The 13,389-nt window shown below is 73.9% G+C and carries 12 protein-coding genes; 8 read left to right on the forward strand and 4 right to left on the reverse strand.

Annotated features, from left to right (window positions below; genetic code table 11):
* Nucleotides 1-13: 13 nt before the first annotated feature.
* The 7 genes from P2H44_RS01055 to puuE all read left to right on the forward strand — a co-directional run bounded on the left by P2H44_RS01055 (nt 14) and on the right by puuE (nt 8,021).
* Nucleotides 14-544 carry a lysozyme inhibitor LprI family protein gene (locus P2H44_RS01055; RefSeq protein WP_275761559.1) on the forward strand — a complete coding sequence of 177 codons (531 nt, stop codon included), beginning with the start codon at nt 14-16 and terminating at the stop codon, nt 542-544.
* A gap of 137 nt (nt 545-681) precedes the next feature.
* Nucleotides 682-1,227: a lysozyme inhibitor LprI family protein gene (locus tag P2H44_RS01060; protein ID WP_275761560.1), complete on the forward strand. Its 546-nt coding sequence runs from the start codon at nt 682-684 to the stop codon at nt 1,225-1,227.
* Nucleotides 1,228-2,838 carry a carboxyl transferase domain-containing protein gene (locus P2H44_RS01065; RefSeq protein ID WP_275761561.1) on the forward strand — a complete coding sequence of 537 codons (1,611 nt, stop codon included), beginning with the start codon at nt 1,228-1,230 and terminating at the stop codon, nt 2,836-2,838.
* A gap of 17 nt (nt 2,839-2,855) precedes the next feature.
* On the forward strand, nt 2,856-3,827 hold the full coding sequence (locus P2H44_RS01070) for an NAD(P)H-dependent flavin oxidoreductase (protein ID WP_275761562.1): 972 nt from the start codon (nt 2,856-2,858) through the stop codon (nt 3,825-3,827).
* 236 nt (nt 3,828-4,063) lie between these two features.
* Nucleotides 4,064-4,600 carry a peroxiredoxin-like family protein gene (locus P2H44_RS01075; protein WP_275761563.1) on the forward strand — a complete coding sequence of 179 codons (537 nt, stop codon included), beginning with the start codon at nt 4,064-4,066 and terminating at the stop codon, nt 4,598-4,600.
* Between the two features lie 123 nt (nt 4,601-4,723).
* The gene (locus P2H44_RS01080) at nt 4,724-6,724 is read left to right on the forward strand and encodes an acetyl-CoA carboxylase biotin carboxylase subunit (protein WP_275761565.1); all 2,001 of its coding nucleotides are present in this window, start codon (nt 4,724-4,726) and stop codon (nt 6,722-6,724) included.
* 379 nt (nt 6,725-7,103) lie between these two features.
* On the forward strand, nt 7,104-8,021 hold the full coding sequence (gene puuE, locus P2H44_RS01085) for an allantoinase PuuE (protein ID WP_462976245.1): 918 nt from the start codon (nt 7,104-7,106) through the stop codon (nt 8,019-8,021).
* Nucleotides 8,022-8,028: 7 nt separating this feature from the next.
* On the opposite strand, the gene P2H44_RS01090 is transcribed toward puuE, so the two are convergent.
* Nucleotides 8,029-8,469: an SRPBCC family protein gene (locus P2H44_RS01090; RefSeq protein WP_275761567.1), complete on the reverse strand. Its 441-nt coding sequence runs from the start codon at nt 8,467-8,469 to the stop codon at nt 8,029-8,031.
* Between the two features lie 71 nt (nt 8,470-8,540).
* Complete coding sequence (locus P2H44_RS01095; protein WP_275761568.1) at nt 8,541-9,875, reverse strand: amidase; 1,335 nt, start codon at nt 9,873-9,875, stop codon at nt 8,541-8,543.
* 171 nt (nt 9,876-10,046) lie between these two features.
* Here P2H44_RS01095 and P2H44_RS01100 point away from each other — a divergent pair, with 171 nt between their 5' ends.
* Entirely contained in the window at nt 10,047-11,276 is a 1,230-nt protein-coding gene (locus tag P2H44_RS01100; RefSeq protein ID WP_275761569.1) for an FAD-dependent monooxygenase, read from the forward strand.
* Here the strand turns inward: P2H44_RS01100 and P2H44_RS01105 are convergent.
* Both P2H44_RS01105 and P2H44_RS01110 read right to left on the reverse strand, forming a co-directional pair.
* A complete protein-coding gene (locus P2H44_RS01105) occupies nt 11,212-11,820 on the reverse strand; it encodes a response regulator (RefSeq protein WP_275761570.1) in 609 nt (202 codons plus the stop codon). The two genes, P2H44_RS01100 and P2H44_RS01105, sit on opposite strands and share 65 nt — an antisense overlap.
* A 166-nt stretch (nt 11,821-11,986) precedes the next feature.
* Nucleotides 11,987-13,354: a glutamine synthetase family protein gene (locus P2H44_RS01110; RefSeq protein ID WP_275761571.1), complete on the reverse strand. Its 1,368-nt coding sequence runs from the start codon at nt 13,352-13,354 to the stop codon at nt 11,987-11,989.
* Nucleotides 13,355-13,389 lie beyond the last annotated feature (35 nt).

Raw genomic sequence — 13,389 nt, forward strand, 5'->3', positions numbered from 1 at the left:
CGGAAGGGCCGCCATGCCCCGCGCGACCGCGTACCCCGTCGCCATCCTCGTCGCCTGCCTGGCGATTCCTGCGCCCGCCCTGGCGCAGGACGAAGCGCCGTCCGTGGCCGAGATGCGCGCCCGGATCGAGGGCTGCCTCGCCCCCTCCCTCGTTCGCGAAACCGACGAAACGTGCATCGGCGCGGCGTCGACCGTCTGCATGAACCGTCCCGAGGGCCAGACCACCCGGGGGATGAGCGCCTGCCTCGGCGCCGAGACCGAGGCCTGGGACGCGATTCTCAACGCGATGTGGCCCCGGGTGAAAGCCGCGGCCGAGCAGGCCGACGCCATCGAATCGCCGCAGGAGATGGGCCTCCCCTCCCGCGCGCAGGCGCTTCTGGACGCCCAGCGCGCCTGGATCGCCTTTCGCGACGCCGAATGCCTGCACGCCTACGCCATGGGCGGAAGCGGCACGATCCGAACGCTTTACGGCGCGTCCTGCCAGCTCGAGCAGACGGCCGGGCGGGTGCTGGACTTCCGCCAGTGGCTGCGCGCCCCGCCCTGAGCCTTCGGGGCCGGCGGCGTCGCGGAGGCCGCCATCTTGCCGCCCCATCGGCGTCGATCCCTCGCCGCCGCTCCGCAAAAACCTGTTCCGCGTCCCCCTTGGCGCCTCGCCCGCGCCGCGTCACAAAGGAGCCCGCCATGACCCGAGCGCCGCTTCACCTCCTGTCGATCACCGTCGCCGCCCTGGCGGCGCTGACCACGTGGTCCGCTCCGGCGCCCGCCGCGGCGGACGAGCTGGATGACGCCCGCTTCCTGACCCAGTGCGTCGAGACGAACCTGAAGTCCGGCACCGCCCGGGCCGAATCGATTTGCCTGGGCCTGATCGCCCTGCCCTGCACCGACGCCGGCCCCTCGGGCGACGACGCGCTGGCGCAGGAGAAGCACGAGACCGCCTGCCTGAAGCGCGAGCACGCCGCCTGGCAGGTGGCGATGGACGAATGGTGGCCCGACCTGCTGGCCGCCGCCGTCACGCTCGACGCCCGCGACGACCGCCAGTCGGCCTCGGCCGACGCCCTGCGCCAGGCGCAGCGGTCGTGGGAATCCTTCGCCGAGGCCGAGTGCGGCTATGCCGCCGCCCTGTGGGGCCGGTCCACCTACCGCGACGTCTCGCGCGCCGACTGCGAGATGCGCACGCTCGCGCGCCGCGCCATCCAGCTGCGCGCCCAGACCGGATTGGATAGCTGAATGACGGTTCTCGCCTCCGCACTCTCCCCGGCCTCGGAAGAGGCGAAGGCGAACCGCGCCGCGCATGAAGCGGCGATCGACCTGGTGAAATCGGCCGCGCAGGCGGCCATCGCGGGCGGCGGCGACGTCGCCCGCAAGCGTCACGAAAGCCGCGGCAAGATGCTGCCGCGCGACCGCGTGTCGGGCCTGCTGGACCCCGGCGCCCCGTTCCTCGAGGTCGGGATGACGGCGGCGCACGAGATGTACGACGGCGCCTCGCCCTGCGCCGGCATCATCACCGGCGTCGGCCGGGTCGAGGGGCGCGAGGTCATGGTGGTGTGCAACGACGCCACCGTGAAGGGCGGCACCTACTACCCGATGACGGTCAAGAAGCACCTGCGCGCCCAGGAGATCGCCGAGCAGAACAACCTGCCCTGCGTCTACCTGGTCGACTCGGGCGGCGCGAACCTGCCCCAGCAGGACGAGGTGTTCCCCGACCGCGACCACTTCGGCCGCATCTTCTACAACCAGGCCAACATGAGCGCGAAGGGCATCCCCCAGATCGCCGCCGTGCTCGGCTCCTGCACCGCGGGCGGCGCCTACGTCCCCGCGATGTCGGACGAAACCATCATCGTGCGCGAGCAGGGGACGATCTTCCTCGCAGGCCCCCCGCTGGTGAAGGCCGCCACCGGCGAGGTCGTCACCGCCGAGGAGCTGGGCGGCGGCGACCTGCACACGCGCCTGTCGGGCGTGGCCGACCACCTGGCCGAGAGCGACGCCCACGCGCTGGCCCTCGCCCGGCGGATCGTGGCGAACCTCAACCGCCCCAAGCATCCGACCGTCGAGCTGCGCACGCCCGAGCCGCCCGCCTACGACCCCGAGGAGATCCTCGATGTCGTGCCCACCGACTGGAAGCGGCCCTGGGACGTGCGCGAGCTGATCGCGCGGGTGGTCGACGGCTCGCGCTTCGACGAGTTCAAGGCGCGCTTCGGAACCTCGCTGGTCACCGGCTTCGCGCATCTCGAGGGGATCCCGGTCGGCATCGTGGCCAACAACGGCATCCTGTTCTCGGACTCCGCCGCCAAGGGCGCGCATTTCGTCGAGCTCTGCTCCCAGCGCCGCATCCCGCTGGTGTTCCTGCAGAACATCACCGGCTTCATGGTCGGCCAGAAATACGAGGCCGAGGGCATCGCCCGCCACGGCGCCAAGCTGGTGACCGCGGTCTCGACCACGCAGGTCCCGAAGGTGACGATGATCGTGGGCGGCAGCTTCGGCGCCGGCAACTACGGCATGTGCGGGCGCGCCTACTCGCCCCGCTTCATGTGGAGCTGGCCGTCCTCGCGCATCTGCGTGATGGGCGGAGAGCAGGCCGCCGGCGTGCTCGCCACCGTCCGGCGCGAGGGGATCGAGCGCAAGGGCGGGACCTGGTCGGCCGAGGAGGAGGCGGAGTTCAAGCGCCCCACGCTCGAGCAGTTCGACCGCCAGAGCCACGCGCTCTACGCCTCCGCCCGCCTGTGGGACGACGGGATCGTCGACCCCCGCCAGACCCGCCGGACGCTGGCCCTGTCGCTGTCCGCGGCGCTGAACGCCCCGATCCCCGAGGCTCCGCGCCTCGGCGTCTTCCGCATGTGATCGCAGGGGAGGGCGCGATGCTCCGCACCCGCCTGACCGAGGCGTTCGGCCTCCGCCACCCGGTCGTCTCCGCCCCCATGGCGCTGGCCGCGGGCGGCCGGCTGGCCGCCGCCGTCTCCCGCGCAGGGGGCCTGGGCATGATCGGCGGCGGCTACGCCGACCCCGAATGGACCGCGCGCGAATACGCCGAGGCCGGGAACGAGGGCGTGGGCTGCGGCTTCATCACCTGGAGCCTCGCGCAGAACCCGCAGGCGCTGGAGATCGCCCTCGCCCGTGCGCCGCGGGCGCTGTTCCTCTCCTTCGGCGATCCCGCGCTCTTCGCCCCGCAGATCCACGCCGCCGGCGTGCCGCTGATCTGCCAGGTGCAGACGCTGGCGGACGCGAAGGCCGCGCTCGACGCGGGCGCGGCGATGCTGGTGGCCCAGGGCGCCGAGGCCGGCGGCCATGGCGAGCGGCGGGCCACGATGACCCTGGTTCCGGAGGTCGCCGACCTCCTCGCCGCCCGCGCGCCCGAGGTGCTGCTCTGCGCCGCCGGCGGGATCGCGGACGGCCGGGGCCTCGCCGCGGCGCTGTCGCTGGGCGCGGACGGCGCGGTGATCGGCACCCGCTTCTGGGCGTCCGAGGAAAGCCTCGCCGCCCCGGGCCTGAAGCAGGCCGCCCTCGCCGCCACCGGCGACGATACCCTGCGCACCAAGACGGTCGACGTGGTGCGCGGCAAGGACTGGCCCGCGCGCTTCGACATCCGGGTGATGAGGAACGCCTTCACCGACCGCTGGCACGACGACCTTGCGGGCCTGAAGGCCGTCGCCCCGGCGGAGGCCGAGACCTGGGGCCAGGCCGCCGCGGCCGGCGACGCGACCCGCGCCAACCCCATCGTCGGCGAGGCGACCGGCCTCCTCCACGACCTCCCCCCCGCCGCCGAGATCCTCGAGCGGCTGATCGCCGAGACCGAAGCCGTTCTCGCCCGCACGGCCGCGCTCAGGGCCTGAGGCGCCCGGTGAGCTGGCGGCGACCGCCGGGGTCCGCCGATCGCTCCGTGGGTCGCGTCGCCGTTCACGACCTCCCGGTCCGCGATGCGAATGGCTGATTGCACCCGTGAGACGGCGTCGGGCTGCGCACGCCGCCTCACGTCCCCGGCGCCGCCGGTTGCGCGCGGCGCGGTCCGGGCCGATGCTCCATCGCGGCGGCGCGTCCGCGCCGGTCCGATCCCACGGGAGACCCCCTGATGACCTCCGCCCCCCGGCCGCCGCATCCCGGCGCCCCCTTCCCCGACATCTCCGTGCCGAAGCTCGGCGGCGGGGAGCTGGCGCTCGGCAAGCCCGAACGCGCCGGCGACTGGCGACTGCTGGTCGTCTACCGCGGCAAGCATTGCCCGCTCTGCCACCGCTATCTCGCCGGCCTGCAGGAGCTGGCGGCGCGGGCGGAGGAGATCGGCGTCGCCCTCGCCGCCGTCTCCGGCGACCCCGAGCCCAAGGCCCGCGCCTTCGTCGACGAGACCGGGGTGACCTTCCCCGTGGGCTACGACCTGAGCCTCGAGCAGATGCAGGCGCTGGGGCTCTACGTCTCCGACCCCCGCTCCCCGCAGGAGACGGACCGGCCGTTCCCCGAGCCCGCCGTCTTCGTGGTCAACGGCGACGGGGCGGTGCAGATCCTCGACCTCTCCAACGCGCCCTTCGCGCGGCCCGACCTCGCGGCCCTGCTGAACGGCATCGCGTTCGTGCGGGAGAAGGACTACCCGATCCGCGGCCGTCGCCTGCCCTGAGGGGCGGGGCGGGCGCCCTCGTCCGGGCGGCGGCCTTGCACCGTGCCGCGCGCCCGGCGATACCTTTCGGCGGGCCGCGCCAGACGGCCCCCGGCGGGAGGCCGGAACCGGGAGGACGAGGCCATGTTCGCGAAGATCCTGATCGCCAACCGCGGAGAGATCGCCTGCCGGGTGATCCGCACCGCCCGGCGCATGGGCGTGCGCACCGTCGCCGTCTTCTCCGACGCCGACGCGAATGCGCTCCACGTCGCCGAGGCCGACGAGGCCGTGCGCATCGGGGCCGCGCCCGTGGGCGAAAGCTACCTGCGCGGCGACCGCATCCTGGCGGCCGCGAAGGCCACCGGCGCGCAGGCGATCCACCCCGGCTACGGGTTCCTCTCCGAAAACCCCGACTTCGCCGAGGCGGTGGAGGCCGCGGGACTGGTCTTCATCGGCCCGTCGGCCGCCTCGATCCGCGCCATGGGCCTGAAGGACGCGGCCAAGGCGTTGATGGAGAAGGCCGGCGTCCCCGTCGTTCCGGGCTACCACGGCGACAACCAGGACCCGGCCTTCCTCGCCGGCTGCGCGGAGGAGATCGGCTATCCCGTCCTGATCAAGGCGCGCGCAGGCGGCGGCGGCAAGGGCATGCGCCGGGTCGACCGAGCGCAGGACTTCGCCGAGGCCCTTCAGGGCGCCCAGCGCGAGGCCGCCTCGGCCTTCGGCGATCCCGCCTGCCTGATCGAGAAATACGTCACCTGCCCCCGTCATATCGAGGTGCAGGTCTTCGGCGACGCCCACGGGAACGCGGTGCACCTGTTCGAGCGGGACTGCTCCCTCCAGCGCCGCCACCAGAAGGTGATCGAGGAGGCGCCCGCCCCCGGCATGTCCGAGGAGACCCGGGCCGAGATCGGCGCGGCCGCCGTGCGCGCCGCCCGCGCCGTCGACTACCGCGGCGCCGGCACCATCGAGTTCATCGCCGACGCCTCCGACGGGCTGCGGGCCGACCGCATCTGGTTCATGGAAATGAACACGCGCCTCCAGGTCGAGCATCCGGTGACCGAGGCGATCACCGGGCTGGACCTGGTGGAATGGCAGCTGCGCGTCGCGGCCGGCGATCCCCTGCCGCTGCGCCAGGAGGACCTTAAGATCCAGGGCGCGGCGATGGAGGCGCGGCTCTACGCCGAGGACGCGCCCCGGGGCTTCCTTCCCCAGATCGGCCGCCTCGCGCGCCTGCGCCTGCCCGAGGACGTGGCGCGCATCGACTCGGGCGTGCGCGAGGGGGACGAGGTGACCCCGCATTACGATCCGATGATCGCCAAGGTGATCGCGAAGGGCGCCACGCGCGCCGAGGCGCTGACCCGGCTGCGCGCGGCGCTGGCGGCCTCGGAGATCGCGGGGCTGACCACCAACCTCGCCTTCCTGCGCGCCCTGCTGGCCCATGAGGGGTTCGCGGCGGGCGAGATGGACACCGGCCTGATCGACCGGGAGCTGGAGGCGCTGACCGCCCCCGCGCCGGTTCCGCCGGAGGCCGCGGCGCTGGCGGCCATCGCCTCGCTGGGTCTCGACGCGCCGGCGCCCGCATCGGCCGCCGCCTTCGCCGCCGGCGACGGCTGGCGCCTGTGGGAGCCGGAGCGCCGGACCGTGACGCTGGAGGGGCCCGAGGGCGAGACCCGCGTGGTCCTCTCGATCCTCGCCCCCGGCCGCTTCGCCTTCGCGACGGAGGCGGGCGACATGCCCCTGACCCTGACCGCCTTGGGCGAGGGGCTGCGCGTGCGGGTGGGCGAGGACGGCCCGGCCCGGCCGGCGGCGCTGGTGCGCCACGGCGGCAAGGCCACGGTGATCCTCGACGGCGAGGCCACGGCCTGGACCCTGCCCGACCCGATCGCCGCGGCGAACGAGGCCGGCGGTTCCGGCGACGCGGTGGCGGCGCCGATGCCGGGGCTGGTGAAGGTCGTCTCCGCCGCGCCCGGCGACCGGGTGACCGAGGGCCAGACCCTGATCGTCATGGAAGCCATGAAGATGGAGCACCGCCTGACCGCGCCTCGCGACGGGGAGGTGGCGGAGCTGCTCTGCGCCGAGGGGGCGCAGGTGGCGGAAGGGGCGATCCTGCTGCGGCTGGCGGACCCGGAGGCCGAGGCGGCCTGATCGGGTCCGCGGGCGGGGCCTCGCCGAGGCGGGGCTCGTCTCGGGGGGCGCTGCGCGCGGAAGGCCGCTCCCGACTCACCCGGGAACAAGGCCCGCGCCTGCTCCCCGGATCCGTCTCTCGCTGGTGATGCCTGAGCGACTCGGAGGGAGGGGTCAAGGACAAGCCCTCTTCGGGGGTCGCTGCGCGATCTTGGACCCCTCCCGCCGAGTCGCTCTTGACGGCATCAGCGAGAGACGGCTCCGGGGAACAGGCGCTTCGCGAGGGCCGGGAGGGCGCGCCGGGGCGCCGGGACGGGGCGGGCGCCTGCGCTGCCGCGCCGCTTCCCAAGGGCGGGCGGGGCGCGCCATGATCGGGCGCGAACGATCCCCGGAGGCGACCATGTACGATCCCGACTATCCCCGCGACCTGATCGGCTATGGCCCGACGCCGCCCGATCCGGAATGGCCGGGGGGCGCGAAGCTCGCGGTCAATTTCGTGATCAACTACGAGGAGGGCGGCGAGAACTGCCTGCTGCACGGCGACGGGCAGTCGGAGGCGTTCCTCTCCGAGGTGACGGCGGCGACCAACTGGCCCGGCCAGCGTCACTGGAACATGGAGACGATGTACGAATACGGCTCGCGCGCCGGGTTCTGGCGGCTGCATCGCCTGTTCACCGAGCGCAAGCTGCCGGTCACCGTCTACGGCGTCTCGATGGCGCTGGCGCGCAACCCGGGCGCGGTCGCGGCGATGCAGGCGGCGGGGTGGGAGATCGCCTCCCACGGGCTGCGCTGGATCGAGTACAAGGATTTCTCCCGGGCCGAGGAGAAGGCGCACCTGGACGAGGCGATCCGCCTGCACACCGAGGTCACCGGCGAGCGGCCCTATGGCTGGTACACCGGGCGCTGCTCGATGCACACGGTCGACCTGGTGGCCGAGGAGGGCGGCTTCGCCTACTGCGCCGACAGCTATGCCGACGACCTGCCCTACTGGCACAAGGCGGCCTCGGGCTGGCAGCTGATGGTGCCCTACACGCTCGACGCCAACGACGCGCGCTTCATCTCCTCGCAGGGCTGGGGCAGCCCCTCGGCCTTCCACGAGTATCTCTCGAACTCCGTCGAGATCCTGCTGGAGGAGGGCCGCGCCGGGGCGCCGAAGATGTTCACCGTGGGCATCCATTGCCGGCTGCTGGGCAAGCCCGGCCGGGCGGCGGCGCTGAAGCGGTTCCTCGACGAGGTGACGGCGAACCCCGAGATCTGGGTGGCGACCCGGCTGGAGATCGCGCGCCACTGGGAGGCGAAGTTCCCCAAGCCCGCGTGACGCGCCCTCAGAACCGCCCCGCCTCCAGCATCCGCAGCCGCGGGGCGTGGCGGGCGCGGTACATGAAACGCGCCCAGGCGGCGAAGAGCGGGGTGGCCAGCCCGGCGTCGATCTCCACCCGCTCGTTCAGCCGGGCGCCGCCGGGGATCGGCTCGACGGCCATCTCATGCTCCCACCGCCGCACGCCCATGCCGTGCTCGCGGGAGCGAAGGCGCCGCGCCCCGGCGTCGTGCTCGATCACCTCCATGCGGTAGGGGCGGGGCGGCAGGCGGCCGAACAGCGAGGTCTGCACCTCCACCACCTGGCCCGGCCGGACCTGCCCTTCGGGCAGGCCCTCGAAGGCGATCAGGCCGGCGACGGACTCGGCCAGCGCCTCGTAGTCCGTGACCATGGCCCAGAGCCGGTCGGGCGAGACCGGATAGTCATGTCGAAGCTCGACGACGCGCATCGGCCGGGTCCGCCTTCTCGAGGGTCGGGCGCGCGGGAGCGGACGCCGGGTCCGCTCCCGCAGCCGGTCCTTCAGCCCAGCGCCGCCTCGGCGGCCGCGCCCAGGCGGCACAGCTCCCACTCGCCGAAGGGCTTGCCGAACAGCATCAGGCCGCAGCCCGGCTCGGGCAGAGGCAGGGTCAGGGAGCTGAGGCCGAGCAGGTTGCCGATGCGGGTGTTGCGCAGGGCCATCAGGTTGATGCGCTTGTAGTATTCGTCGTCCGACAGCAGCCGCTTGACCGAGGGCGGCAGGATCGGGGCGGTCGGCATCGCCGCCGCGTCGAAGCCCGCGGCCCGCGCGCCCCAGGCCGCGCGCACCTGCATCATCTTCGCCTGCGCCCGCAGATAGGCGGCCGAGGAGACGTCGCGCCCCGGCTCGGTCCGCATGCGGATCTGGCGGAACATGCGCTCGCCCATCGCCTCGATGCGCTCGCCCCACTCGGCCCAGGCCTCGGCGACGATCAGGGGGGCGGCGACGGTCAGGATCTCGGCGAACTCGGGCGCGTCGGCCCAGGTGATCTCGGCGCCCGCGGCCTCGAGCTTGGCGATCCCGGCCTCGAAGGCGGCCACCGGCTCAGGGTCGGCGCCGTCGTACATGGTGGCGCGGTCGACCAGGATCCGCTTGCCCTTCAGCGAGGCGCGGCTGAGGTCCGGCGCGGGGATCCCGGCCATGATCGAGGTCAGCAGCGCCGCGTCCTCGACCGAGCGGCAGAGCGGGCCGACCGTGTCGAACCCCGCCGCCAGCGCCTTCGAGCCGTCCACCGGGATCAGCCCCAGGGTGGTCTTCAGCCCGGTAATGTTCTGCCAGGCCGAGGGGATGCGGACCGAGCCGCCGGTGTCCGAGCCGATGCCCGCCGCCGCCAGCCCCTGCGTGACCGAGGCCGCCGCGCCGGAGGAGGAGCCGCCGGGCGCCCAGTCGGGATCGTTGGGGTTGGGCGAGGTCGCCGTCACCGGGTTCACGCCCAGGCCGGAGAAGGCGATCTCGGTCATGTGGGTCTTGCCCAGGCACACCAGCCCCGCGGCCGTGCCGCGCGCCAGGCACAGCGCGTCGGCGGTCGCCGGCGGCTCGCCCTCCAGCAGGGCGGTGCCGGCGCGGGTGGGCTCTCCGACCGCGTCGTAGAGGTCCTTCCAGGAGATCGGCACGCCGTCGAGCAGGTGGCGGCGGCAGCCGGCTTTGGCGCGCTTCGAGGCGGCCTCGGCCTCGGCCCGGGCGCGGACGGGGGTGGTCAGCTGGTAGACGCGGTCGCGCATCGGGTGGGCGTCGATGGCGGCGAGGAAGGTCTCGGCCAGGTCCACCGGGTCGATCTCTCCCGCGCCGATGCCGCGGCCCAGGTCCGCCGCCGTCATGCTCCGCCAGGTCTCGCTCATGCCCATCCCTCCCGATCGTGTCGCGCGGCGCCGCGCGCATTGGTCCGTTCCGCGTCGTCGCGCGTACAGATCAGACGCGGGCGACCCGCGCGTTCCGGCCGCACGGTAGCCCCCGCCCCGCGACGCGGCAATGCATGGACAACGCCGCGCCCGAGGAGGAAACAGGAGCCCATGACACAGGATGCCGACGCGCTGATCGTAGGCGGCGGGCTGAACGGGCCGGCCGCGGCCCTGGCGCTCGCCCAGGCGGGGCTTCGCGTGGCGCTGATCGACGCCGCCGAGCCCGACGAGCGGATGCGCCCCGATTTCGACGGGCGCGCCTACAACCTCGGGCTCGCCTCGCGCCGCTTCCTGCAGGTGGCCGGCGTGTGGGAGGCGATCGCGCCCCATGTGCAGCCCGTCGCGCAGGTCGTGCTCGAGGACGCGCGGCCCGGCGACCGGGCCGCGGCGGCGCTGGCGCATTTCGACCATGACGAGATCGACGAGGGGCCCGCGGCCCAGATCGTCGAGGATCGCGTGCTGCGCCCGGCCCTGCTCCAGGCCGCGATGGCGCATCCGCTGATCGCCCTGCACGCGCCCGCGACCGTCCTCGCCACCCGTCGCGACGACGTCGGGGCCGAGGCGGAGCTGTCCACCGGCGAGGTCCTGCGCGCCCCGGTGCTGATCGCCTGCGACGGGCGCGACAGCCGCCTCGCCCGGGCAGCGGGGATCCTGCGCACGGGCTGGGGCTACGACCAGACCGGCCTCGTGAGCGCGGTCGAGCATGAGCGCGACCACGGCGGCGTCGCCCGGCAGCGCTTCCTGCCCGGCGGGCCTTTCGCGGTGCTGCCGCTGCCGGGGGGGCGGCGCTCCTCCCTCGTGTGGACCGAGCGCACGGCCGAGGCGCAGCGCATCCACGCCCTGCCCGACGCCGAGTATCGCGCCGAGGTCGAGGCGCGCATGGGCGGCGCGCTGGGCGCGGTGACGCTGGCGGGCAGGCGCTGGATGTATCCGCTGAAGCTGTCGGTGGCGCAGGCCTGGGTCGCGCCGCGCCTGGCGCTGGTCGGCGACGCCGCCCACGCGGTGCATCCGATCGCGGGGCAGGGCCTGAACCTGGGCCTTCGCGACGCCGCCGCGCTGGCCGAGGTGCTGGCCGAGGCGAAGCGGCGGGGCGAGGACATCGGCGTCCTGACGGTGCTGGAGCGCTACCAGCGCTGGCGGCGCTTCGACGGCGTCTCGCTGGCGCTGGGGATGGACGCGGTCAACCGCCTGTTCTCGAACGACGATCCGGGCCTGAGGCTGATCCGCGACGCGGGCGTCCGGCTGGCCACGGCCCTGCGACCGGCCCGGCGCGCCTTCATGCGCGAAGCGGCGGGCGTGTCGGGCGATCTTCCCCGGATGCTTCGGGGCGAAGCGATCTGATCTCGCCGCGGCCCTGCTCGGACCGCTCGGCCGCGCGGCGCAGGGCGGCGATCATGGCGCGCTTGTCGTCGGGGGAGCGGTTGGCCGCCGCCTCCTCGGACAGGCCGCGGGCGGGATCGAGGGGCGAGGCGTAGCAGCGCCCGTCGGCGCCCGTCCGGGCGGTCCCGTCCCGCCCCTCGCGCATCATCGTCACCACGCTTCGCGCCAGCGCGCCGACGTCGTCCCCGTCCGCCAGCCGCTTGGCCACCACCGCGCGCACGTTGGCGTGGCGACGGAAGATGGCCAGCGCGTCCGTGTCGTCGGAGCCGGTGAAGACCAGCGCCGGCGCGCGGGGACAGAGCTCCCGCGCCGCGGCGGCGAGTTCGAGCCCGCTGCCGTCCGGCAGGCCCAGGTCGATCACCAGCGCGTCTGGCGGCTGCGCCCGCATCAGGCCCAGCGCCGCGGCGATCGAGTGGGTGCACACCCCCTCGACGTGATGATCCGCGATCTCGAGGCGCACCAGCTCCGCGAGCGATCTGTCGTCCTCGACGATCAAGCACCGCATTCCGAATCTCCCGCCAGCCCCCGGCCCCGCTCCGGAGCGATCCGCATGGATCGTTTCCGTTCGAGACTCCTTACCCGCGAGCGGTTCCCGGTTGAAGATTCGTAAATCTAAAATTCTTCAGGTTGAGGCGCGGCGGCGGCCGGCGACGCCGCCGGGCCGCGCCGCCTCACATCACCTCGAGATAGCGGTCGAGCTCGGCGCGGGTCACCTCCCGCTCGACGATCTCGATCTCCCGCTCGGCGTTGCGGATCAGCAGGTCGACCAGCATCGGCCCCAGCGCCTCCTCGAGGAAGGCCGAGGCGCGGGCGGCGTCGATCGCCTCGTGGATGTCGGTGGGCAGGCGGCGGCGGTTGTCGGCGGCGTAGGCGTCGCCCTCGGTGGGGCGGGTCGGCTCGATCTCCTGCTCGATGCCCTTCAGCCCGGCGGCGAGCTGCACGGCCATCAGCAGGTAGGGGTTGCAGTCGGCCGCGGCCTCGCGGCTCTCGATGCGCACGATCGGGTCGTCCTGCGCGTCCTCCCCGTCGATCACGCGCAGCGCCACGGTGCGGTTGTCCACGCCCCAGGAGGCCGAGATCGGCGCGTAGGAATAGAGCTTCCGGCGGCGGTAGGCGTTGGGATGGGCCGAGCCCACGAGGCTCGATTCTCGCATCGCCGCCTGAAGCCCGCCCAGGAACCACCGCCCCTCGTCCGAAAGGCCGCCGTCCTTCGCGAAGGCGTTGCGCCCGTCGCGCCACAGCGAGTGATGCACGTGGAAGCCGTTGCCCGAGCGGTCATGGAAGGGCTTGGCCATGAAGCTCGCGATCAGGCCCATGGGGCGGACCATCTGCTTGATCATGCCGCGCAGCAGCAGGGTGTGGTCGGCGGCCTCCAGCGTGGGGGCGTGGCGCAGGTTCACCTCGACCTGGCCGGCGGAGAACTCGGGGTTCGACTGCTCCACCGGCACGCCCATGGCCGCGAGGTTGCGGCGCACGGGGCCCAGGATCGGCTCCAGCTCGGCGGCGCGGGCGAGGCCGTAGCACTCGGGCCGCTCCTCCCGCGGGCGGCCGGTGGCGGGGTCGAGGAGGTAGAACTCCAGCTCCCCCGCCGCCCGGGGCTCGAGCCCCATCGAGCGCGCCTTCTCGACCGCCTCCAGCAGGGGCTTGCGCGGGTCGAGCGGGATCGGCGAGCCGTCCTTCTCCTGCGCGCGGCCCAGGCACATCCACACGCCGTCCTCCCACGGGATCGGGCGCAGGGGGCCGCGGGGCAGGATGTTGAGGTCGGGATAGCCGCTGTCGGCCGCGGAATAGTCGTTGGGCACCAGCAGGCTGCCCACGTCCATCGCGAAGAAGGTGTTGTCGAGCGAGATGCCCCGCCGGCGGACCGAGCGCCAGTGCTCCGCCGTCACCCGCTTGCCGCGCAGGATGCCGTTCAGGTCGCCGACGCCGAGGACGACGGTATGGCAGCCCTCGGGCAGGACCTCGGTGGGCATCTCGTCGGTGGGCTCCGGTCCACCCGTCACCCCGTATCCCGCGCGCACCCCGTCCGCGTCCGCCATGCTGCACCCTGCGATCTGTTGCGATGTTTCGGCAT

Origin of the sequence: Albimonas marina, from assembly GCF_029223255.1 — a bacterium.
GTDB lineage: Bacteria > Pseudomonadota > Alphaproteobacteria > Rhodobacterales > Rhodobacteraceae > Albimonas.